Below are 24,298 nucleotides of genomic sequence, written 5' to 3' on the forward strand. Positions count from 1 at the left end.
CGATGAACAAGAAGAACACATTCAACCGCACAACATTATTATTGACATGCCTTTGCGCATTGTTGTTGGCGACGTCATGCGACCGGAACTACGAGGCCATTTTTGCCGAAACACCCGACCAGCGGGCACAGGCTGTGCTGGATCAATACAACACCTTGCTCATGGGAGCCCCCAACGGATGGAAAGCGTCGCTCTACACGGGTACCGGGGCCGGGTACTTTTATTATTTCGATTTTAATGCCGAAGGCCACGTAACGATGCTGTCGGACTTTAATGAGGAAACGGCGGGCGAGCCCATGGAGACCACGTGGACGTTGAAATCCCTTCAACGCGCAACACTCAGCTTCACCACCTATTCCTACATTCATTTACCAGCCGATCCCGATGGCAACATAAACAACGGCGTACCCGGCAGCGGACTGTTATCTGATTTTGAATTTGCAGTCCTCCGTACTTCGGGAGACAGTGTGATCATGAAAGGCGTGCAACATGCCGCTGAGCTCGTCCTCATCAAGGCCAGTGCCGCGGAGCAGTCGGCCATCCTGGGCGATCGCATCCAGCATTTGCTCCAACAGACCTCGGCCTATCTCGCCGCAGCAAAAGGCTACCGGCTCACCCTGCCCGACCACACCGAGGTGCCGATGGCATTGAGCATTTCGAAAAAACTTTTATCGTTTCAATATATCGATAGCGACGGCACCACGATCAAATCGCCGCGCACGTCCTATACGTTTTCCATTGATGGGATCGTGTTGAAAGACCCGATCACGATCCAAGGTTCTACCGTTCATTCGTTGTTCTGGAACGACGACACGAATTCATATGCTGTAAACAAAGCCGACGGCGTGCCCCTCATCGCATCGGACGACACTTTCATTTTCGAACCAGCCACACCCCTCTACAGCTTGCTGGATAAAAAGCTCATTACAGCCACCTTGCCCGAGGGTGCAGGGGTCTATCCTTTACCGGGTCAGTCGGATGAATTCACGGCGCTATACAACGATATCGCTACTGCAATCTACAACGGCCCCTATCGACTAACACTTCGCGATATCCGTATTGTATTTCCTCCCAATACCGGTCTCATGCAATTTGTGGTGACGTTCACACAGCCGGGACAAAATGGTTCGGTCAACCTGTTTTCCGCGCAGTACACCTACTCCTACCAATTGCGCGATGGCGGGATACTGAAATTCAAATTGGAAGGCAGAGACCAAAATGCAGGGCTGTTGTATGGTGATTTCATCGGAATATTAAATCACTTCGACAACGACACATTCGCTGTGAAATACGTTGGTGGTGGCTTCAATGTGGTGGCGGGATTTTTTAGCCAGGAGGAAAGTGGGTATTATTTTGGTGGGTACTTACCGGAGCAATAAGGCCGACAGGAATCTCTTTCCCTCTGGTCATTTGATCGAGAGCCTCGCTTTGTACTCTGGAATAACGTCCACCTTCTCAACCTGCAGCACGCTGTCCTCTTTTGTGAAATCGGGAATTTCAGATGGTTCGAAATCAGCCAGGTATGGAGCCGTCTTGCTGACCGGATGAAAAATAAACACCATGTCCTGTTGTTGAAGTTTGGGGAGAAATCGCTTCAACCCAATGTCCCAGGGTTTGCCATAGTAAAAATGGTCGGCTACCAAAAGGCCATCGAAGAAGGCCATTGCCCGGTCGCCTTTGTAGCATATCCTAAGCGTTAGATCGTTCAGGCCGTTTAGCGATACGCCCGCTTTGAGCACATACTTCTGATTGCTTAATCTCTCAAATCTCACTGCGGGCGCCACGGTTTTAAATTTAATGGAGAATGAAGAAAATAATTTTGATGGGGGTGTTGTTTTTACCAATTCCGCGCCCTTGATCATGATCGTTTTGGCGATGGCCGGATAAATACTCAGCGGCACTTGATCAATCCCTCGGCTTAACAATTCAATAGAATCGCCCTGGGGTAGCCATGTTGCGTCGGCAAACAGCAGTGCGTCGTTTACCTTTATCGCTTGGCGCGCGAGTGAGCGGGGGATCACCAAGAACTGCCTTCCGTCCACGCTAAATGAAAACACTTTGCCTTCCACGCCCTGCACCAGCGTTGTATTTCCACTGGTCGAGATCACGCAATTTTCGCCCTTGACCTTTTTGACGTCGCCGAAAACAAGTATCGGGGTGAATCCTTCGTTGGAGAAGAAAACATAGTGCGCAATACCCGCCCTTTCAAGTTTTGTGAGCGGCTGAACCGTGGCCGACTTTAGCAGCAAGCCGTCCAGGTCGAGGTTGAAGGGGAGTATGGCGCTCGTGCCTGCCTTCAAGGTGAACGAGCCCCTTGCGGGAATAACAATGGTTTCCGTTGCCGCTTTTATTTTTATCTGAACATCAGCAATGTCTTTCATTTCCATATGATCCTGGAAGTTGTGCATAAAGACAAAGCCAGCGTTTTGATCGGATCGTATGGCATACCGCAAGGTTGCTATATCGTCGGCTTTTTCGGGGTTGGTGGCTGGCACCACCGATTGCAAGGGTGCGAGCTTATCACCATAGCTATCCAGAAACATGTGAAGCAACTTGAGGCTGCGGTAGTGTTCCCTCGTGTCGCCAAACTCGCCGATAGGCGCCTGGAAGTCGTAGCTTATCTTCGGCAAGCCGGTAGATTCTTCGCTATAAAAATGATCGAATACCGGCGTGGATCCTCCGTGATACATATAGTAGCCTATGCCATTCGATCCGCTGCCCAGTGTTCGCACGATCATCGGCTCGATACTTTGCCAAACCGCAGTCGGCCTCCGATAGTTCGTGATCATGATGCCGCTCCCCAACTCGGCGGGCACTGAGGGATAGAGATCAGGGTCGTAGCTGACCGGTGCGTAGTCGGGGTTATGATGTATGTCTTTGTACAAGTAGAACGGCGACGGTCCCTTTGGCGCCCAGGTTGGATACGCATAGCCGGCCGTGACGGGAACGCTCCCCTTTTGAAGGATGGCCGCATTCCCCCAGCCCGTGGCCGTATAGATCGGTACGTCGATACCCGCATCGTTGGCGATCTTCTTTAGCGTGGCCATGTGATCGTTGCCGTATGCGGAGTTTTCATTTTTAGCATGGCTTACACTAACGCCTTCGTGCATCACGCCAATATCGCGACGGGCCACGGTATATTCTCTTGCGCTGCCCGGGTACGAAATTTCCCAAGGTGCAGCCGCATGCTGGAATTCATTTTCAAGCTGTGCACCAATAATGTTGCCTCCCTCTTTATAGAAAAAGCCTTGAAGCTGTTTACCAATCTGGCCGTATAAGATTTTTACATATTGAAGGTATCCCTCGTCGTTCGAGCGTACTTCGAATGGACGGCCATATAGCCAATCGGGCAAAGCACCGTTTCGAATCTCGCCATGACCAAATGGGCCTATGCGGACAATGACCCACATCGCATGCTTCCGACACAATATGATGAATTTTCTCAGATCAAGGTTACCCGACCAATCGAAGGTTCCCTCCTTTCGTTCGTGCAGGTTCCAGAAAATGTAGGTGGCAATCACATTGATGCCGCCGGCTTTCATTTTCAAAATGCTTTCTTCCCAATATTCCGACGGATAGCGCGAGTAGTGAAACTCACCGATAATGGGAACGAAAGGTTTGCCCTTGACTTCAATGTAATCACTATTCACCGCGATGCTATCGCCTTTCGGATCAACACCACCCAAGGCCAGGTGGCCTCTTACTATCTTTTTGCTGGTCGATGGCAATTCGATAGAATACACGTTTTGCGCCTTCGCGGATGGAGCAAAGAACAGCAGCGCAACCAAGACGATGCTCGCGGGTTTGAAAATCCTTGTGATCTGCAAGCCCTGTAGCAGGTCAATCCAAAAATTGCGTAAGTCTTTCCCCATGAAATGTCAAAGTCGTTTGCTACAAAAGTCAGGGATTGCGACAAACGTTGAATGGAGAATTAGACTAATAAAATGGATTATTTTATGGATTCGGATGAGCTGTGAAAATGCCTTTTGCGATCCACCCGCTATGCGTTATTCATTTTATAAACAATGTAGTCCGTCAAAAGCGGTTCAAGGCCGCTTTGTCTGAATTCGGTGGCGATCTGGCCCCGATGGTAGGTGGAGTGATTGATCACCTGGAATAAAATTTCGTGAAGACTATTACTACAGGCCCGTCCGTCACCCATGACATATGGCATCGGTTGGCTTAGCTCCATCGTATCCAGTATGTGCATGGACTGTCCAAAGTTCTTCTCATCGATCTCCCTGGCATCCTGAATTTGGTGGGCTTCCCAACGCTGATAAGTAGGCAGACCGGGTTCGATCCTGGTATTCCAGATTCGATGCGAGTTGAGGATGTGGCTCAGCAGTTTTATACTCTTTTCGGATGCGCGCTCTGGGTTTTCTGCCAGGACCGTGATGAGCGCTTGATTATAGTGGTGGTTGTATTGAAACAGTTCTTTAAAGAATGCTTTCATGTACTTTGTAATTGGTGGGTTGAAATACCGAGTATGGCAACCGCCAAGATCGTATTTCAAAAGGGTTTCACGATTTTTGAAACGTATTGTTTCGCCGTCCGCAGAAAATCCCGACCAACTCAAGGGTTGTCTGCCGCCAGGGATTCCAACTGAACCGTTTGTGGCTTCAATCCCGGCGAGTTCACCGTAACGGTAATGGCTCCCGGCCCGGTCGCTTGGACGTACGCCAGCACTTTGCCCTTGTAGGCTTTGCGTTTGCTGGCTTTATAATCCTCATGACTGCGCAAGTCGCCGCTCTCCAAACCCAGCAGACGTCCGGGTCCTTCGATGGAGAATGTTATTTCGTTGTCCGCGAGGGGAACACCCCGGTTGTCTTTGTCGAGGACCGAAACGGTGAGGTGGATCACATCATCTTTGTCTGCTTTGAGTGTATTCCGATCGGGCACGGCGCCCAGTGTTGCTGCTTCGCCTGCGGTCGTCAATAGAAATTCTCCAAACGGTTTTCCTTTCTGGAATGACCTTACTTTCAATTCACCCGGCTGGTAGGCAACGCGCCAATGCATGTATCCATTTGACTCGACGACCTTTCTTCCAAGTGATCCGCTGTTTACAAATAGCTCGGCTTCATCGCCGTTGGTAAAACAATAAACATTCACAGAGTCGCCCGATGTCCAATTCCAGTGTGCGTCACCAAACCCTCGTGAGCGCCCCTGTTCTCTCCTGGCGCCCGGGGCCACGGAAAGAAATGTGGTGGGTGCCTCGGACCATAAGCTTTTTCTGTAATAAAATTCACTCTTCGGAAATCCCGCCAGGTCGATCACGCCAGCCCCGCTGCTGCGCACGGGCCACACGGATGCTTCGCCTATAAAATCAAAGGCCGTCCACAAATACTGAGCGGAAATGTAATCGAGGTCACTCACAGGTTTCCAGGCTTCGTAGGATTTTCCGTTTTCGCTGCCATAGATGATGCGTTTTGGAAATTGCCGGTGGTCGTCTTCGTAGCGATATTCCTGGTAATTGTATCCCACCACATCGAGGGCATCGGGGTAGCTCGTGAGGTTGGACATGACCACGCCGGCGAGTGCAGCGGTGACCGGTCTTGTTTTGTCCAATGACTTAACTACCTCTACAAGATGTTTGGCGATGGGTCCCATTTGTTCGGCGGGCGGGTTGTCCTTTTGATAACCCTTGCCATAGATCTGGGGGTTGCGACCCGTGTTCAGTATTTCGTGCGTGTAGGGATCGTTGGGGTAATCGATTTCGTTGCCGATGCTCCACATCATGATGCACGCCCTGTTCCGGTTGCGCCGGATCATGTCGCCCAAATCGCGGTCAGACCATTCCGCAAAATATTTACTGTAGCCATCCTTCCCCGGTTGCCCGACGTTCCACCCTTTGATCCATTTGTTTTTTCCGATGGCCCACTCATCAAACGCTTCATCCTGTACCACGAAACCCATTTCGTCGCAAAGGTCGTAGAGATAATCCTGGTGTGGATTGTGACTCATCCGGATGGCGTTGCATCCTAATTCTTTTAAGGTTTGCAACCTTCGTTTCCACACCGCCTTTGGAACAGCCGAACCCAGCGCACCGGCATCGTCGTGGAAACACACGCCTTTTAACTTGGTGTTCTCATCGTTGAGAAAAAAACCTTTGTTGGCGTCGAAGTGAAATTCCCTGAAGCCAACCTTTTCGGTGACTTCATCCACCGCCTTGCCGTTTACCATCAAGGTTGTTTTTAGTGTGTAGAGCACTGGCTTCTCTATCGACCAGCGCTTCGGATCTTTAACGGTGAACGACAGCGCAACATCGCTTTCTTTTCCCTCATGGGCGAGTCCTTGTTGGTGTGCCACCACGGTTCCCTGGCCGTCGGTGATCTCGCCGATAACTTCGGTCTTCATTTTTGAAACGTTTACAACCGAAACCCTCAGCGACGCCGTGGCTTGTTGTTGGGAAATTTGTGGCGTTGTAAAGACCGTGCCCCACACGGCGATGTGCGTGGGGTTGACCGCCATGAGATAAACATTACGATTAATGCCCGACCCACTGTACCAGCGCGAGTCGGCAAAATCGGTATGATCCACTTTGACGGCCACGACATTTTTTCCTTTCGGATTCAGATAGGGCGTGATGTCATAGTAAAACGACGCATAGCCGTTGGGTCGCTTGCCCACATACTTTTCGTTTACCCATACCTCGCTATTCTTATAGACACCGTCGAAGTAGAGGTAGATCGTTTTGCCCTGTTGTTGCGGAAGCAAATCAAACGTTTTTCGATACCATCCTATGCCGCCGGGCAAATAGCCGGTGCCGCTTGCCCAGGCATCGCTAAAAGGTCCTTCGATGCTCCAGTCGTGCGGAAGATCGAGGAGTTTCCAGGACGACTCGTCGGTAGCGATCTTTTCGCCCTGGGGCATATCGCCCTTGTGAAATTTCCATTGCGAGTTGAATAAGATCGTGCCCGCATGCTGTGCGGCCAAATCCAAGCTAACGAATAAAAGAAAAAGAGCAACTGGAATGAGTTTATGAAATCGTGTCATTTGATTTTCAAAAATTGTGAGGTTAAAGAAGTTTTGTCACCACCGTAATGATGGATGTCTTGGGGACCAGGAACGCGCCGGCACCCTCCATTTTATCCAAAGGCTTTAAGTTTTCCCCGTCTTTACCCGACGTAATAAAAAGCCGTGACTCTCCCACCGTACCCGCCGGCACATCGAGCCGCATCGTTTCGTCGCTATTGCTATAATTAATGACGACCGTGATCAATTCGCTGGCCTCCGCGTTGACATAGGATGAGGCCATCAACCCCACCGGATTATTGATGTTTACCTTTTGCGCCGTCACCTCCACGCGTTGCGCACCCGGCCGGATGAACCGGCTGAAATTTCCAAGCGCCCATAACAGCTTTGTGTCCTCCACCTTGCCGGTGGTTTTGTTTTTGTCGGCGTAGACGAGCCCATCCTTGTAATCATAAACCGACACTGAAGTCCACCAATGCCACGCGCTGGCGTTGGCCACGGTGAGGTCGTGGTGAATGAGGCGCGCCACATACAATGCGGGCACCATGCCCGTATCCTTGCCGGGGCCCGGCACCTCTTCCTGGTCGCCGAGGATACAATATTCGCTTTGCCAAAACTCCAGGGGCACGGAGACGGACTTTATTTTCTGGTTCACCAACTGGCGCACCGCGACCATGTCTTTCACCGGCGCAGACGTGAAATAACTGTGTCCGGAGATCGTCCGGTCTACGGAATTAAATCCACCGAGAAACCGGGTCGATCCTTTTGAAAAAAATTCCTCGATCTGGTTGGCGCGTGTAGGTTTATCGGAAAGGCCATAGAGGTACACCATGGAGCCGGCTTCCGCCACTTGTATTTTTGTAGGAAGATTCTCTTTGGTGATTACGGAATCCAATTTCCGGGTAATCTCAAACATCTCCTGGTTGGAATAGGGTGTTCCCTCTTGGCTGCCGGCGGTCCAATCCCATTGCGGTTCGTTGAATGGGCTGAGATAATTCAATACAATTCCCTTCTCCTGAAAATGCTTCGCGACCGTGGCCAAAAAAACGGCGAACGCATCATACTTTTCTTGCGCGATGTTCGCGTGCTCTCCACCGCTTGAGAACGCCTTCTTATTCTTGGTGAGCTGCACCGGCGGGCTGTTGGTAAAACCCACAAACTGATCGACACCTCTTGTCTTTGCCGCATCGAGAAACCATTGCTGGCCGGCTTGCTTGTTCCAATCGTAGGTGAGATCGTCTTTTAGAAATCCCTCGGTGCGACGCCACTCGTCGGTGATGTTGTCTTGTGCCGCGCTGCCTGCCCCGATGTTAAACCGCCACAACGACAGCCCGATGCCCTTAGGTCTTCCCTCCCCATCTATCGCCGTGCTGAAGAGCCAATCCGCCACCTGGTTCCGTTGTTGATCGGGCCACGCACCAATGAAATTGCATGCCCAGGCGTCGGACGATCCGAAATTGCGGATCATTTGTTTTTTATTGTCGAGATGGATCGTGATGACCGTTTCATTATCAGCCGTCACCGGCTGCTCTGTATCACGCTTGAAACAACTGCCGGAGACTACCACCAGCAACACAAAAAAGGTTTTGAATCGAATGCTCACCGTTCGTTAGGGTTAATTATTTTGTTTTATAGCGATACACCACGGGCGACGCATCGTTCACCCCGATCACCACTTGATTTTCGTTTCCGTTTGCCTTTAACACAACCATCGTCCGCACGTCGCCGGCGGCATAGAAGCCGGTCGTATTAAAAGATAGCGGTTCATATTTGCCGTGTCCCGCTCCCTTCAGGATCAACCCGCTGGATGCGTCACAACGGCCAGCCTGAACACGATAAGGATAAAAGTTGCCGGCGAGCGCGAGATCTTTTATGCCATCGGCATTAAAATCCTCAAACGCCAGGGCGGAGTTCATGCTAAACTGGGCCTCCACCGGAAGGGGTACCACATCAAATTTTCCATTACCCGAATTTATCAAAAAACAACTGCGGGTAACGGCGGCTTCGAGATGGCCGGCACGTCGCAAAGCTTCGACCGAAAGGACGTCTTCCATTGTCGCTGTGGCGTATGACGCGTACGTTACGAATTTCTTTTTTAATGCGGGCATGACTTCCAGCAATTCGTCGCGTGATGGATATGGGAAACGTTTCCCCTGTACATAAGTGGTCATTAGCGGATCCACCTGGCCATCGCCATTGAAATCGCCATACGCAAGGGCTATGGGCTCCTGTTCCGATGTTCTGAAGGGCAGATTCAAACCGGCGTTTCCTGCGATCACGTCCAGGTCGCCATCGTTATCCACATCGGCCGCGAGCAATTTGCACCACAAGCCCGAGGTGTTGCTCAGACCGGCAGAAGCCGTCTGGTCGGTGAATGTGCCGTTGCGATTTTCAAAGAGCATCACGGGCATGAATTCACCCGCCAGCAACAGGTCGGGCCATGCATCATGATTATAGTCCATCCAAACTCCGGACGTTACCATCCCCGGCTTGCGCAAGAAATCGGGTGTGATGTTTGTGAACAGGATCTTGCCCGGGCGCGAATCGTTGCGCAGCAGCAGGCTTATCGAGGGCAACGGGTAGTTTCCGGGGATGGACCGCGCGCCGACAAAAAGATCGAGGTCACCGTCCTTATCAAAGTCGCTGGCAGCAATGCAGCTTCCATTCGACACCTCCCGTGGCAACGCCGTGGTGACTGGCTTGAAATTTCCCTTGCCATCATTTTCAAATAATTTATCCTGCAGCAGCGCAGCAGCCGAAGCCGGAAATTCCACACCACCGTGTACCAGGTAAAGATCGCGATCGCCGTCATTGTCGGCGTCAAAAAACAAAGCACCGGTATCTTCACTCAAACCATCATCCTTCCAAGGTTGGGTGGCAGCCTCCGTGAAGCCTTTTGATGTATTGAGATACAACCGGCCGGGATGTCCACTGGCACCTCCGATAAACAAATCGTCGCTGCCATCGCCGTCCACATCGCCCGAAGCGAGGCTTGGGCCATATTTGGAAAGTTGGTAAGGAAGCAGGTATTGTGTTTTAAAATCGATAAAATCATTCTCCACATGCCGGTAAGCCATGGCCGACTCGCGCGTCGCGTCTTCAAACCATGGAGGGCCGTTGTGATCGATGGGATGATGATCGGGTGCATCCGCGGTCTCACTCCATACCAACATCGTATCGGTCTTCACGTTTCGCTTCACGTCGATCTTTCGATCCGGCCACAACACCCAGAGCGAATCGATCGTTGTGTTTGGTCCGGTTCCGAAAATAATTTCTGCAGGCATACAGGATTGAAATCCCCGGGTGGGATACAACTCCTGTACCTGCAGCTGACCTCCCACACGTATGCCCACTTTCGCCCCCACGGCGGATGTGTTATTTGCGAAACCCTTGAGCTTGATCTTAATGTAATGCGATTGCTCATGGTCTGCATTGTTGCGATATAAAAATGCGGGTTGATTAATGTTATTGGTCACCAAGTCCAGGTCGCCGTCGTTGTCCAGATCCGCGTACACAGCGCCGTTCGAAATCGATGCTTCTGACAATCCCCACGCTTCCGTAGCATTTTGAAACGTGAGGTCGCCGTTATTTCGAAACGCATAGTTGCTGATGCGTGTAGCAGGAAGTTGCTTGACGATCTCATACGGCCGCTGATTTTTTTGCTTGTCCTGGTAGACATACTTTACAAAATCAAGATTGGTAAAGTCGCGCAAAAAACCGTTGGTAATAAAAAGGTCTTTATACCCGTCGTTGTCGAAGTCGGCCAGCAATGGGCACCAGCTCCAGTCGGTATTGGAAACGCCGGCCAGTTGCCCGACTTCACTAAACACGGGAACGCCGTCGCGCAGGCCCATGTTCAGTTGCAAGACATTGCGCATGTTCTGGTGATGATAGCCGCTGTCGCGGAGCAAATTGTAGCGGTCAAAATCATCGGGGCCCTTGAGTATTTTCTGCCTGTAATTATCTTCCGGCAGCATATCCACCACGATCACGTCGGGCCGGCCATCGTTGTTGTAGTCGGCAATGTCCGAACCCATGCCGTTGCGGGCAATGTGACGGAACGACGCTTTCAGCATTTCACGAAATGTTCCGTTGCCATTGTTGATATAAAAGAAATCTTGTTCTTCGTAGTCGTTGGTGACATACAGATCGGGCCAGCCGTCTTCGTTCATGTCGGCCACCGATACACCCAAGCCGAAGTTGACACCACTGCCGTGGATGCCCGCTTCCGCACTAATATCTTTGTATTGGCCATCGTCATTTCTGTACAGCCGGTTCCCATATTCCGGGTGACGCATGGCACGAAGTTTTTTTGAATTAAAAAAAGGGTTATAAGTGAGTCGCGCATGATTGAGTAAAAACATGTCGAGGTCGCCATCGAGATCATAGTCAAAGAAGGACGCCTGCGTGGAGAACGTGCCACATGCGTCGAGTCCATATTCGGCCGCGCGTTCTGCGAAGGTGGGTACTTTTGTGCGCTTGTTGATATAGAGTTCATTGCAACGATCGCTTGCCTCGCCGGGACCAGAGTAGCAAACATAGACATCGAGCCAGCCATCGGCGTTCACGTCGGCCAGGGTAACGCCCGTTTTCCAACGCGGTCTTCCCGCGATGCCGGCCATTTGCGTGACGTCTTCAAATTTCCATTCGCCTTTGTTCAGGTAAAGCTTATTGGGCACGGCATTGCCGGTGAACAGCAAATCGATGTTGCCATCATTGTTCAAATCCCCTGCCGCAACACCTCCCCCATTGTACAAGTACTCATAGGTGAGAATATTGAATGCATCGTCCTCCTCCACCGCGTTGACAAAGGTCACGCCGGTGCTGGAAGGGCTCATCGCGGTAAATAAAGTATCGCTCCGCTCGCTGCACGACAGCAAACAACACGCTACGCCGAGGTATAGTCGCCACGTGGCCATGAAGCGGTTAGGTAGATGCATGCGGTCGGGGTGTAAAAAGAAAAGGCAGCACGTCTTTGCGAGAACGCGCTGCCTTGTTCTCAGGACTTAAAGACTATTTCAATACGAAGGATTCTGCTCGAGTTTGTTCCCGGACGAAAGGATCTCCGCACGGGGAATCGGGAGCCAATAGTGCTTTTCCTCAAATTTCCGTCCATCCAAGGCCACCTTCTTTTCAAAGGTGAGCGTGCTGCCGTTCTTGGTGATGTTCACGCCATAGGCCGGTTCGTTCTCGGTGTCGATGGCGATCTTCCAGCGGCGCACATCATAGAAGCGATGCTCTTCAAAGGCCAACTCTACCTGGCGTTCGCGGCGGATAGCGTCGCGCATGGTGGCTTGGGTCAGCCCCACAGGAAGATTGGGCATGCCGGCGCGTGTACGAATTTTGTTGATGGCATCATACACGGTTGCGTCGGGTCCGGCAGCTTCGTTCTGGGCTTCTGCATAATTGAGCAACACTTCGGCGTAGCGCAGGTAGATCCAGGGCTGTACACCGGCCACATCCCACGGGTTGTCGATGGGAAGTTTGTCGTCGAGGAATTTCAACAGGTAGTAGCCTGTCTTGGAAGCATTCCAGTTGTCGCGTCCGTCTTTGCTGTCTTGCCCGCCGGGGAGGAAGGTCTCGATCTGGCGGCCGCGATACGACGCGCCATTGTAGAGAATGCTGGCATAGAAACGTGGATCGCGATTGACATACGGATTCTGAACGTGCGTGGGATTGGTCCAGTCAAAGGGCACGGCCGTGGTGGCGTTCACTTTCACTTCGTAGGCATCCACCAGGTTTTGGAGGGGCGAGTTGCCGGCCCATCCGCCATAGCCGTTGGGTCCGTTGGAAATTTCCAAACACACGTGACGTGCTCCTACGCTGTACAGCCGCTCGAAAATAATCTCGCTGCTCGACGATGTGAGAAACAAGTTCCGGTAGTCGGAATGCAGGGAATAGCCCAGGCTCATCACTTCTTTGGCAGCATCTGCTGCGGCCTGCCAGGTGCCGGCGTTGTAAAGCGGGCTGGCGGCATACAACAGGATCCGCGACTTCAAGGCCAATGCAGCGCCTTTTGTTGCACGTCCAAGCTTCCAGTTGCTGTCGTTCGCAGCAGGCAGGTCGCCTGCGGCTTGAGTCAATTCAGTGGTGATGTATTGTATGCCATCGGCCACCGAGGAGCGCACAAACAACGCGGCGTCCGTCAAATCGTTGTCCAGGTCATATACGTTGTCGCCCATCAGCACCACAGCGCCGTAGTTGCGCACGAGGTCGTGATAGCGGTAGGCACGAATAAATTTCAGTTCGGCCGTGAGCCGCGCCCGGCGTTGTTCCGTCATGATCACATCGCCAATGATGCTCAACGCATAGTTACATTCCCGGATGCTCCGGTAGCTTCGCGACCAAAGGGTGCCGGCAATGCCGGTGTTTTCCGGTGCGAGTTGCCCGCGCTGGACCAGCCAGGTGTTGTCGTCGTTGTTGTAGATGGCTTCGTCGGTGAGCGACGCCCACATGGCGTATTCAAACCCGCGGCCAAAACCCGGCGGTGTGCCTTCGGCTTCCTTGTCCATCAGGCGCACGCCCATGTACCGGTTGATCACAAAGTCCTCGAACAGCGAGGAGTCCGATGCGATGGCGTCGTCGGAGATGCGGTCGGTGGGTTGCACGTCGAGCAGGTCGCTATTGCAACTCACGGCAAGTCCGCCGAGCGAGATCACGCCTGCCAGTAGTATGTAATTGAATTTTAGTTTCATGATCTTTCGTTTTTAGAACTGGATGTTTACACCAAGATTGATGATGCGCTGCTGCGGATAGAATTGTGCGCTTTCGCTGCTTCCTTCGGGATCATAATCTTTCACTTTGGTGATGGTGAACAGGTTGAACGCATTGGCATACAATCTCAACCCGCTGACGCGATATTTGGAAAGCAACGCCGCAGGCACGTTGTAGCCGATGGAAACATTCTTGAGCCGGACAAACGCTGAATTGTTCAGCCAGAAATTATTCTTATACAAGCCGCCGTTGATCGACGACGATGCACGCGCATCTACGCGGGGATAGCTTCCCTCTGGATTCGTCGGGCTCCAGCGGTTGTCGGCCCAGGTGCGATAAAAGTTTCCGATCGTTCCCGATTCTGCCAACACATACTGGCTCACACGCGCTTGTCCTGCAAAGAGGAACGAGATGTCGAAGTTCTTCCAGCCACCGTTCAGTGTCAGGCCATACGTGATCTGCGGGATGTTGCCATACTTGGTGCGCACCTGGTCGTCGGCCGTGATCTTGCCGTCTTTGTTATAATCTTCGTAGATCAGGTCGCCGAGTTGTGCACCCGACAGGTGAGGATTTGCATCGAGGTCGGCTTGGGTGCGGAAGATGCCGATCGCGTTGTACAAAAGATACGTGTTCATCGGGCGGCCGGTTTGGCGTTGGTAGTCCAGGACACCGGGAGCTTCGTCGATAAAGATGATCTGGCTCTTGGCCAGGGTCATGTTCCCCGAAGCACCATACCAGAAATTACCCTGGTGTTTCATATAGCCCAACGTGGTTTCAAAACCTGTGCTCTTCACTTTCCCGATATTCTCGAACGGCACCAACGGAACGTAGTTTGCACTGTTGTCGTTGTAAGGATTCACAATTCCCGACACGCCGGGGATGGAAGCGTTACGCGCGGCCAGGATGTCGGAGCGATCTTGTCTGAAATAGATAAATTCCAGGGTGACGTTTCTAAAGATCGTGGCATTCAAGCCCACGTCGGTTTTCCGCGACACTTCCCAAGTGATGTTGGGGTTGGCCAGCTTGGTCAGGTCGATGCCGGCGTGCTTGTCGCTGCCGATCGTGTAGGTGTTGTTGAACGAATAGTTGTTGAAGTATTGGAACTGTCCCACGTTGTCGTTACCCAGTTGACCATGCGATGCGCGGATCTTCAAATCGTTTATAAACGTCACGTTGTCGAACCAGTCTTCTTCCGAGATCCTCCATCCGGCCGAGATTGCCGGGAAGTAACCATACTGTTTTCCTTTCGGGAACGTGGACGAGCCGTCGATGCGCATCTGCACTTCCAATAAATATTTCTCTTTGTAGTTGTAGGCCACCTTGCCGATATAGCTTTTACGCGTGTAGTTATAACTGCTTCCGGTGTTGTCGCGATCCGAAGCCGCCGAACCACCTTGCGAGAGCTCGGGGGTTTGGATGGTCGGATAGTTGATGCGGGTGGCATTGAACGTTTCGCGGTGTGTCTTGCTCTGCTCGTAGGCCACAAAGGCGCTCACATAGTGATTGCCCATCTGCTTCTCATAATTGAGCTTCAAGTTGTCGGTGATCATGCTGGTGTTCTCTTGCGACTCCACAAGCTTGCCCAACCCGGATGAACCACCGGTGATGACGGACGAATACGTGCCGTCGGCAGCGTTGTAGCGATACAGCGTATAGGGCGATGAAAACGACTTTCCGAAATCCCAGATCTTATCCACGGCATAGAAGCCATCGATCGAAAGGCCCTTTACTTGGGGGATCGCATAGCTTGCCCGCAGGATACCGTTGAACACATTCATCGGTTTCACGTTGGTGCCCCCTTTGCTGGTGGCCATCACCGTAGGGTTGTTATTTTCTACACCGGTAGAAGGAAGCCCGTTGGGATAGGTAGCCACGACGGTCGGGTAGGCCCGATAGATGGAACGGAAAATATCGTTGGCGCCATACACCGGATACCGCCGGTCTTCCTGCCTTCCCGACAATGAAATGCTTACTTTGAAATCTTTCGTGACGTTGGCGTCGATGTTCGAGCGGAAATTGTATTGGTTGTATTTGGTGGCACCATTTTTATACAATCCATCCTGGTACGTTTTTCCCAGCGACACAAAGTAACGGACATCGTCAGTACCACCCTTGATCGACAAGTTGTGTTGATTCTGAAGCGCTACTCTTTTCAACGTCTCCTTTGCCCAGTTGGTGTTGGGGTAAACCAGGGGATCGGAGCCATCTTGGAATTTTTGAATTTCCGCAGCAGAATAATGTTGGTTCATCCCGCCGGCGGGGTTGTTGTAATAGTCGATTTCGTTTTGGATAGTAGCATACGTGGGTGCGTCTGCCATCTTGGGCATCCGCGTGGGCGATGAGAAGCCTTGATTGAAACTATAGGAGATGGTGGGCTTGCCACTTTTTCCACGCTTGGTCGTAACCAAGATCACGCCATTGGCCGCGCGACTGCCATACACAGCAGCGGAGGCATCTTTCAAGATAGAAATGCTTTCGATGTCGTTGGGATTCAATCGCTCCAATCCACCGAGCTGTCCGGGAATGCCGTCGACAACCACCAGCACGTCGTTGTTGCCAGTCGTTGCCTGTCCGCGGATGCTGTAGGTGCTGCCGTCTGTGCCGGGCTCACCACTGCGGTTGTTGGCAATGATCCCCGAGAAGCGTCCCGCGAGGGAGTTTGAAACGTTCGGTTGAGGGCTCTTCACAAGATCCTCTCCCTTCACCTGCGAGATGGAACCGGTGAGCGTCTCTCTCTTTTGTTCACCATACCCCACGACGACCACTTCCGATAAGGTTTCCATGTCTGTGATGAGCGAGATGTCGATAGACGTTAGGTTTCCGACAGCGACCTCCTGCGTCTTGTAGCCGATGAAGGTGAAGACCAACACCGATTCCGCACTGGGAACAGAAATGGAATAACTACCATCGGCGTCGGTGGTCGTGCCGACGGTAGTGCCTTTCACGATGATGTTGACACCCGGCAGGGCTGAACCATCATCCGAAGAAGTAACTTTTCCCTGGATGATGATGTCCGCCAGGCCAGGTACTGCAAATGCTGCAGCCGGTGTGATCATGACGATCACGGCCAGGAACAGCATACGGTTTAGTAGATGTTTGAATTTCATAGGTTTTAGTTTGTAACAAGGATTCGTTTGTAGCATGTGGGCGAAAAAAGGCGTTGCCTTTTCTACCCCGAGTTGAGGTTGGGTGGGCTGTAGCGATTCATAGGATTTATAAAGGTTAAAGGGCTGGTCTGCGATTGCCGCAAACCTTTGTGTAAAGGTTACCGGAAACGATTTCTAGCATGAGGGGTAAAATGAGAATTCGTAGGGGGCAGATGTTTTTACATCATAAAAGCATCAAATTCAGGCTGGAAACGGCATAAAATTTTGAAAATGCCGGTAACGACAATATTCTTCCCGATGACAGGGGTCATTTGTTCATTTTAGAAAAAACGCGTTTGGAGACTCCCAGGGCTATGTTGACGGGGAAGTGCTCTTCCCATACTCCGAAGGCGGGTGACCGAACTCCTTTATAAAACACTGACGGAAATATTTCAGGTCGGAGAACCCGACCATGTAAACCACTTCGAACACCTTGTATTGGTTTGTTTTTAGGAGGCGTGCGGCTTCCTGCAAACGCAACGACCGCAAGTACTCCACCGGTGTGAGGCCGGTGAGCATCTTCACCTTCTTATATACTAAGGTGCGGCTCATGTTGAGCGAATCGCAAAGTTCGTTCACGTTAAAGCCGGGGTTGTCCATGTTGGCTTTTAACGTATCGTGGATGGTGTGCAGAAACTTTTCTTCCAGGCCGGTTTGAACATTGGCCGGCGGGTCGGCATGCTGGGTGAAGAGGTTGCGATAGAACCGCTTCAGGTTTTCGCGCAACTGCAGCAGGTTTTGGATGGTCACCGACAACATCTCCGGACTAAAAGGCTTGGTGATGTAAGCATCCGCACCGCCTTCAATGCCTTCCTTGTGGTGACTGTGCGAGTTGCGGGCCGTGAGCAGGATGATGGGAATGTGACTGGTCCGCAAATTTGTTTTCAGATGACGCGTCAACGTGACGCCATCCATTTCGGGCATCATCACGTCGCTGATGATGAGGTCGGGGTGAAACTCCAAAGCTATCGCCAGTGCTTCTTTGCCGTCGGCGGCTTCCATGATGCGGTAGCGCTTTTCGAAATATTCTCTCAGAAAAGAACGGATGTCTTCATCATCCTCCACGATGAGTACGCCGGGCACACCTTTGTGCACGGCGCCGTCCTCGTCGGCCTGGGCTGGCGCGTGCCATGTGGGCAGTTGCAGGCTCTCGGCCACCAGCTTTTGGCGGTCTTTTTCCAATACGATCTCTTCGGGCTTGAAATGTGCATTGCCCTTTAACAACACGATATGGAAAGTAGAGCCCTGGCCTTCTTTGCTTTCGACGGTGATCTCACCATGGTGCAAATGCAAGATCTTGCGCGCCAGCGCCAACCCAATACCCGAACTCATCGGCCCGGCGTCGGTGCCCTTATAGAACCAATGGAAAATATTATACAAGTGTTTTTCGGGTATGCCCACACCATTGTCCCTGATCTGCAGCACCATTTTGTCTGCCTCTTCGAGCAACGTAATGCTGATCCGATTCCCTTGGCCGATGTATTTGAATGCATTGGACAGAATATTGGTCACCGCCATCTCCATGCGTTCGGTGTCGAACCAAACCCGGGCAGAAGGTTCGGGAGTGTTGAGAACAAAGTCGATGTTCTTTTGCACGGCCAGGTCTTTAAACGTGATGTGGATCTCCTCCAAAAACGCAACGATGTTCTCTTCGCTTACCTTGAGCGTCACATGCCCGCTCTCGATCTTGCGGTACTCCAATAACTTATTGATCAGCGACAACAGCTTGTGTGCATTGCGATTCACCAGTTTCAGCTTCCGCACGGTAGACGGATTGCTTTCCTGGTTCACCATCTCTTCCAACGGACCGATGATGAGCGTGAGCGGCGTGCGAAATTCGTGCGACACCTCCGTGAAGAAACTCAACTTTTCCCGGACGCGTTGCCGTTCGCGCTTGCGTTGCGCCTTTTCGATCTTCAACCGTTTTTTCAAGCGGTCTTGTTTTCGCCGGATCAAAAACACCGTGCCTCCAATGGCCAGCGACATGGCAGCATATAAACTATAGGCCCACCACGTGCGGTAAAAGGGTGGCAACACCGTGATCTCGATGCTGGCATATTCATCGCCCCAGGTATTTTCCTGGTTGGAGGCCTTTACTTTAAAGGTATAGTTCCCGGCGGATAAATACCGGTAGGTAGCCGAGCGCTGGTGCCCCACATAGTTCCAGTCATCGTCAAGACCTTCCAGCATGTAGGCATATTGATTCTTCTCCGGGTAACTGTAGTTCAGACCGACAAACTCGAAAGTGAATACGGATTGATCGTGACTCAGCGTAATGTGTTCCGTGCGGCTAATGACTTTGTCGAGTACAAATTCGGTGTCATTTTTTTTGTTTACTTCGATCGGCTTGTTAAAGAGCTCAAAGGCGGAGATCAACACTTCGGGTTCCTTCAGGTCGCGCATGACGCGTTCGGGGAAGAAAACATTGACGCCCATGGTGCCGCCAAAGCACATGTAGCCCGCGATGTCGTTGTAGACGGCCGCGCCCGCGTTGAATTGACCTTCCTGCAACCCATCGTTGGCGTCAAAATTGGTGAACCGCTGTTTGTCCTGTTCGTATTTGGAAAGGCCTTTGTTCGTACCCATCCACAGGTCATTGGAATTGTCGACGAGGATGGCATAGACGGTGTTGTTGCCAAGCCCCATCTTCTCGTCGTAATGCATCAGGCCCTTGGTCTTGTAGTCATAGGCATAGAGTCCTCCCCCGCCCGTGCCGATCCACAGCTTGCCGTGATGATCGTTTCGAAGGGCAAAGACCACGTTGCTGTTGAGTCCGCTGTTTTTTTCGGTCGCATAAAATAATTGCGAGGCCTTTTTGGAGCGCACGTCGAATTCGTAAAGCGCATCGCCATACATTCCTAACCAGAGTTTTCCATCCCCGCCTTTTTCGATCGCGCGGATATCGCCATCCAGCAACGTGCCACCGAGGCCTGGGGGATTGCCATAGGTTTGCGTTTTCGTGTCGATCAGGCACAGGCCTCCCCGGTTGGTGCCGACCCAGAGGTTGCCGTCTTCGTCTTCAAACAACACGCGAACATCGTGGGCGCCGCTGCCGGTATGCCGGCCTTTATAGGTATAGTTTACAAATGCATCGCGACGGGCATCGTAGCGAAAAATGCCTTTGGAGTAGGTCCCGAACCAAAGGTTATTCGCCCGGTCGCGCAAAGCGCATTGCACGGAGTTGTCGGTGACGTTATAGTGACGGATGACTTCACCGTTGAGTTTTGATTTATAGATGCCATTGCCCTCGGTGCCCAGCCACAAGTATCCATTTTCGTCGTAGGTCACGCCATGATACTGCACCACGTTGGACGCGGTCTTGAAAAATTGACGGGTTTGTATTTTGGTGAACCTCTCCTCGGCGCTGCTCTTCATGTAGATGCCTTCTCCAAACGTGCCCAGCCAAAGGTTGCCCTCCTTATCTTCATAGAGCGACTGTACCGTGCCATGGGAAATGTCATAGTCGCGCAGGACTTCAATGTGACGAAACGCAGCCTGTTCCAGTGGACGGTCCGCAAATTGGCGCAGGTCCAATAAAAAAAGACCAACCCCCTGCATGCCGATCCACAGGTTTTCCTGGTGGTCGATCAACAGGCTGAAAATATTGCCGCGTTGCCCGGCCAGCGCTTTGAAATCAAACGTGTGAAATTGATTGGCCTGTCGCTTATATACTACCAATCCATTGGATGTCCCGATCCAAATATTGCCGGAGGCATCTTCGGCAAAACAGCGGATGTTAGAGGATTGAATAGCGTTCGTGTTGGACAGCTGCTCGTTGCGTTCGGCCACTTTTCCGTTGGTGACCCGGTAGACGTTGAGTCCTCCGTTCTGTGTCCCAATCCAAAGCCATCCGAATTTATCTTCGTGCAGCACAATGGTTTGTGTGCTGCTCAGTCCTTTTAGATTGCGCGGGTTGTAGGGCGTGAAGGTTTTCGTCTTCTTATCAAACGACGCGAAACCGGAGCCATACCATGCGACCCATAAATTGTTGGCCCTTCCCTCGGTGATGTAGCTTACATCATTCTGCGGCGAAGTGAGCTCCTGCTTGCTGACGGCGTGCTGGTAGAGCGTGAACTGCTCGCGCGATTCATCAAAGTGGTGCAGCCCTTTACGCGACGACACCCAAAAAGATCCTTCGGAGTCTCTGAAGATGTTCTGAACAAAATTATCGGCAAGGCTCTTGGGATTGTCGGGATCGTTCTTGTAACTCTTGAAGGAATAGCCATCGAAGCGATTGAGCCCGTCTTCCGTCGCAAACCACATGAGCCCTTGGTTATCTTGCGAGATGCTGTTGACCACTGCTTGTGAAAGGCCGTCTTTGATCCCATATTTTTTTACGCGGCTTTCCCGGTTGGCTTGCGCCGTCGCATCAAAAACAAGAATGGCCATCCACAAGACACTGATAAAGCGCTTCATCTCTCGGTCGGTTCGTGCGCGTTAAAAGTACGAAAAAAGGCGAAGATGAAATAGCCGGCCATGACGCGCCCATGGCGTGTGGCGCGTCATGAGGTTTCATTTAACCTAAAATATGCCTATATTCAATGATCCATCCGTTTCGGTCGCGTGACCCAAACGGGCTCTTTCGCTTCTGATACACCTGATGAACTAATAAACGAGAGCGAAAGAGCAACTAGTTGGCAGTAAAATCAATGTATAGAAAGGCTTAATCGCCGTCCCCTGATTGTTTCGATAGCGTGAATGACCGCGAAATGCTATGACCATGAATACAACTCTAAGAATATTGATTCTCGAGGATGTTCAAGACGATGTTGTTCTCATTGAATATGCGCTTAGAAAGGATGGGATTCAATTTGAGGCGCAGCAAGTGGACTCCCAGGAACTGTTTGTCCGCGCGTTGCACGAGTTCAATCCCGACGTCATTTTATCCGATCATTCCCTGCCGCAGTTCAATTCCATGGAAGCCTTAAAGCTCTGCCGCGCGCAGGGTCTCGACATTCCCTTTATCCTCGTGACCGGCACGATGTCGGAAGAATTTGCCGTCAGCTGTCTGAAGGAAGGCGCCGACGACTACGTATTGAAACTAAACCTCACCCGGCTCTCCTCTGCCATCATCAATGCGATCAAACAAAAAAAGATCGACGCAGAACGAAAGGAGGCCGAGAAAGCGTTACAACGACAAAACAAAGAGCTGGTCAAAATCAATGAGGAGCTGGACAAATTTGTTTACAGCGTTTCGCACAACCTGCGGGCTCCCTTAACCTCCGTTCTCGGTCTCGTCAACATCGGGCGCCTGGAAGACGGCAAACGGGAAGATTCTTTTTTGCCCTTGTTCGACATGATGGAAAAGAGCATCCGGAAGCTGGACGCTACCTTGAAGGAGATCCTGAACTACTCCCGCAATGCGCGGGGCGATATCAACATTGAAAAAGTGGATCTTGCGCCGATCATCCAAACGTGCCTGGAGAGCTCGGAATTTATTGAAGGCTATGACCAGGTAAAAAAAGAAGTATTCATTCGCAACGAAGAGACACCGTTTTATTCCGACAGCCATCGCCTCAGCGTCATTTTTGATGACCTCGTCTCCAATGCCATCCGTTATCGCGACATCCGCAAAAAACAATCGACATTAACCATTGAAGCCGAGATCACGGCAAACGCGGCACATATTCTTTTCAAAGACAATGGCATCGGCATCCCGGAAGAGCTTGTTCCGCGAATCTTTGAAATGTTCTTCCGTGCCACCGAAAAAAGTGAAGGGGCTGGCCTTGGTTTATACATTGTGAAAGAAATGACAAAAAAACTAGGTGGCACCATCCAGGTGATCACGGTGTTTGGAGAAGGTACCACGTTCCGTTTGGAAATTCCCAATGCCTTTCCGGGGAGAACGCAATCGAATTTAAATTGATTTGGGCTCTTCCCTGCCCTCGGCCATTCGCGGAGCGATAAACGCACGGGAAGCCGGAAAGCCCTGAAGCGCGTCCAACCCAAGCCCGCAAAATTGTTGCTTAATTTTCATTGACGGCGATGGAAGGAGAAGACATGGCGTTCAAGGTAAAATAGAACGTGGCACCTTCATTCAGTTTTGCTTCGGCCCATATTCTTCCGCCATGCTTGGCGATGATCCGCTGCACAATGGCCAGCCCCACGCCCGTTCCCTCAAATTCTTTTTGTGAATGCAGACGCTGAAAGACGCCAAAGAGCTTGTCATAGTATTTCATGTCGAATCCCGCGCCGTTGTCCTTGATGTAATAGATCAAAGCTTGGTCCTTTTCAAAAGACCCGATCTCAACTACCGACCTTTCCCTGTCGCGCGAATACTTCAGGGCATTCGACACCAGGTTGATCCATACCTGCCGCAACGTGGTGAGGTCGGCAAAAGCGTTTGGCAAGTTGTCGATCTTGACCTCGATCAGGCGATCGCCTTCGATGCTCTTTTGTTCCTCCACAATGGTGTGGACGATATCCTGCACCGACACCTCAAATCGCATCAACTCCTTTCGCCCCAGCCTGGAGAAGGCCAACAGGTCGTCGATGAGTTGTCCCATGCGTTTACTATTTCTCAAGATCGTCTGGATCAATCGCATGGCTTCCGCGTCGAGCACGCTGGCGTATTCTTCCTTGAGAATATTGGCGTATCCATGAATCGAGCGGATCGGCGCGCGCAAATCGTGGGAAACCGAATACGAGAAGGATTCCAGTTCTTTATTGGAGGCTTCCAACTCGGCCGTACGTTCTGCCACCCGCTGTTCGAGCCGTTGATTGAAGGCGACTATTTTTGCACTGCTTTCGTTCAGGGCCAAATTCTGTTCCTGGATCCGCGTCAGCATTTGGTTAAAGGCGTCGGTGAGCACACCGAGTTCGTTGTCAACCTGCTTGACCGCCCTGACGGAATAATCGTGTCGATCGGAAATGGCTTTTGCCGTTTCGGCCAAGGCCAGGATCGGTGTGGTAATGCCATGCTGTAAATTTTTTGAAAGCAGGTAGGCCAGCAGGAAAGACAAGGCGACCACGAGCAAGGCTATGCTGCCATACAGTTTGAGGCGTTCATACATTGCGCCGGTGTCGGATTTTAAATAGAGTGTTCCGAGTCTCTTGTCACCTTGCACAATAGGCTGGTATCCTCCAAAATACGCGCCCGTAAACTGATATCCGTCAGCCTCCGGAACGATGGGAAAAGCGCCTTGAGTTGGGTTGGCCCGGTACGATGAAAACAGTTTTCCTTCTGCATCATACAAACTAGCAGCAACGATGTGGCGCTCGGCCTTCAATGCCGACAGTATTTCATTGGCCGCGGTAGAATCATCAAAGGCCAGCGCCGCCGTACTGTTGGTGGCAATGATCTCTCCCAGCGTGGAGAGCTGACGGATGCTGCTCTGGCGAAACGTAACAAGCTCATAGGCAAAAAACGAGCTGCACGTCAACAACAATACCGCGCCGCTGGTCAGCATGATAACCTTCATGAGCTTTTGCTGAATGGGAGTGTTCCTGCTTCTCATCATCAATTC

General features: G+C 51.6%; 11 protein-coding genes. 2 read left to right on the forward strand and 9 right to left on the reverse strand.

The window, feature by feature from the left end; genetic code table 11:
• Positions 1-2: 2 nt before the first annotated feature.
• The gene (locus tag D4L85_RS00070) at positions 3-1,379 is read left to right on the forward strand and encodes a DUF4302 domain-containing protein (protein WP_160143428.1); all 1,377 of its coding nucleotides are present in this window, start codon (positions 3-5) and stop codon (positions 1,377-1,379) included.
• 27 nt (positions 1,380-1,406) lie between these two features.
• Here the strand turns inward: D4L85_RS00070 and D4L85_RS00075 are convergent, their stop codons facing one another.
• The 8 genes from D4L85_RS00075 to D4L85_RS00110 all read right to left on the reverse strand — a co-directional run bounded on the left by D4L85_RS00075 (position 1,407) and on the right by D4L85_RS00110 (position 21,248).
• Entirely contained in the window at positions 1,407-3,872 is a 2,466-nt protein-coding gene (locus D4L85_RS00075) for a beta-galactosidase (protein WP_119752394.1), read from the reverse strand.
• A gap of 128 nt (positions 3,873-4,000) precedes the next feature.
• Positions 4,001-4,453 carry a DinB family protein gene (locus D4L85_RS00080; protein WP_119752395.1) on the reverse strand — a complete coding sequence of 151 codons (453 nt, stop codon included), beginning with the start codon at positions 4,451-4,453 and terminating at the stop codon, positions 4,001-4,003.
• Positions 4,454-4,572: 119 nt separating this feature from the next.
• Positions 4,573-6,993 (reverse strand): glycoside hydrolase family 2 TIM barrel-domain containing protein, encoded by a 2,421-nt coding sequence (locus tag D4L85_RS00085; RefSeq protein ID WP_119752396.1) that lies wholly within the window; start codon positions 6,991-6,993, stop codon positions 4,573-4,575.
• A gap of 22 nt (positions 6,994-7,015) precedes the next feature.
• Complete coding sequence (locus tag D4L85_RS00090) at positions 7,016-8,575, reverse strand: glycoside hydrolase (RefSeq protein ID WP_119752397.1); 1,560 nt, start codon at positions 8,573-8,575, stop codon at positions 7,016-7,018.
• A 16-nt stretch (positions 8,576-8,591) separates the two neighbouring features.
• Positions 8,592-11,912, reverse strand: coding sequence for a VCBS repeat-containing protein (locus D4L85_RS00095; RefSeq protein WP_119752398.1), 3,321 nt, complete (start codon positions 11,910-11,912; stop codon positions 8,592-8,594).
• A 78-nt stretch (positions 11,913-11,990) separates the two neighbouring features.
• Positions 11,991-13,667: a RagB/SusD family nutrient uptake outer membrane protein gene (locus D4L85_RS00100; protein ID WP_119752399.1), complete on the reverse strand. Its 1,677-nt coding sequence runs from the start codon at positions 13,665-13,667 to the stop codon at positions 11,991-11,993.
• A 12-nt stretch (positions 13,668-13,679) separates the two neighbouring features.
• Positions 13,680-16,793 carry a SusC/RagA family TonB-linked outer membrane protein gene (locus D4L85_RS00105; protein ID WP_119752400.1) on the reverse strand — a complete coding sequence of 1,038 codons (3,114 nt, stop codon included), beginning with the start codon at positions 16,791-16,793 and terminating at the stop codon, positions 13,680-13,682.
• A gap of 351 nt (positions 16,794-17,144) precedes the next feature.
• The gene (locus tag D4L85_RS00110; protein WP_119752401.1) at positions 17,145-21,248 is read right to left on the reverse strand and encodes a hybrid sensor histidine kinase/response regulator transcription factor; all 4,104 of its coding nucleotides are present in this window, start codon (positions 21,246-21,248) and stop codon (positions 17,145-17,147) included.
• Between the two features lie 304 nt (positions 21,249-21,552).
• Here D4L85_RS00110 and D4L85_RS00115 point away from each other — a divergent pair, with 304 nt between their 5' ends.
• On the forward strand, positions 21,553-22,698 hold the full coding sequence (locus D4L85_RS00115) for a hybrid sensor histidine kinase/response regulator (RefSeq protein WP_160143429.1): 1,146 nt from the start codon (positions 21,553-21,555) through the stop codon (positions 22,696-22,698).
• A gap of 100 nt (positions 22,699-22,798) precedes the next feature.
• Here D4L85_RS00115 and D4L85_RS00120 read toward each other — a convergent pair whose 3' ends face one another.
• Entirely contained in the window at positions 22,799-24,292 is a 1,494-nt protein-coding gene (locus D4L85_RS00120; RefSeq protein WP_119752403.1) for a sensor histidine kinase, YfiR-like protein-associated, read from the reverse strand.
• Between the last annotated feature and the right edge of the window lie 6 nt (positions 24,293-24,298).

Origin of the sequence: Chryseolinea soli (assembly GCF_003589925.1) — a bacterium.
Classification (GTDB): Bacteria; Bacteroidota; Bacteroidia; order Cytophagales; family Cyclobacteriaceae; genus Chryseolinea; species Chryseolinea soli.

Bases quoted from the DNA above. Each gene is read 5' to 3' on its own strand.
- D4L85_RS00070 (WP_160143428.1), top strand. From the start codon at position 3: ATGAACAAGAAGAACACATTCAACCGCACAACATTATTATTGACATGC.
- D4L85_RS00075 (WP_119752394.1), bottom strand. From the start codon at position 3,872: ATGGGGAAAGACTTACGCAATTTTTGGATTGACCTGCTACAGGGCTTG.
- D4L85_RS00080 (WP_119752395.1), bottom strand. From the start codon at position 4,453: ATGAAAGCATTCTTTAAAGAACTGTTTCAATACAACCACCACTATAAT.
- D4L85_RS00085 (WP_119752396.1), bottom strand. From the start codon at position 6,993: ATGACACGATTTCATAAACTCATTCCAGTTGCTCTTTTTCTTTTATTC.
- D4L85_RS00095 (WP_119752398.1), bottom strand. From the start codon at position 11,912: ATGCATCTACCTAACCGCTTCATGGCCACGTGGCGACTATACCTCGGC.
- D4L85_RS00100 (WP_119752399.1), bottom strand. From the start codon at position 13,667: ATGAAACTAAAATTCAATTACATACTACTGGCAGGCGTGATCTCGCTC.
- D4L85_RS00105 (WP_119752400.1), bottom strand. From the start codon at position 16,793: ATGAAATTCAAACATCTACTAAACCGTATGCTGTTCCTGGCCGTGATC.
- D4L85_RS00110 (WP_119752401.1), bottom strand. From the start codon at position 21,248: ATGAAGCGCTTTATCAGTGTCTTGTGGATGGCCATTCTTGTTTTTGAT.
- D4L85_RS00115 (WP_160143429.1), top strand. From the start codon at position 21,553: ATGAATACAACTCTAAGAATATTGATTCTCGAGGATGTTCAAGACGAT.
- D4L85_RS00120 (WP_119752403.1), bottom strand. From the start codon at position 24,292: ATGATGAGAAGCAGGAACACTCCCATTCAGCAAAAGCTCATGAAGGTT.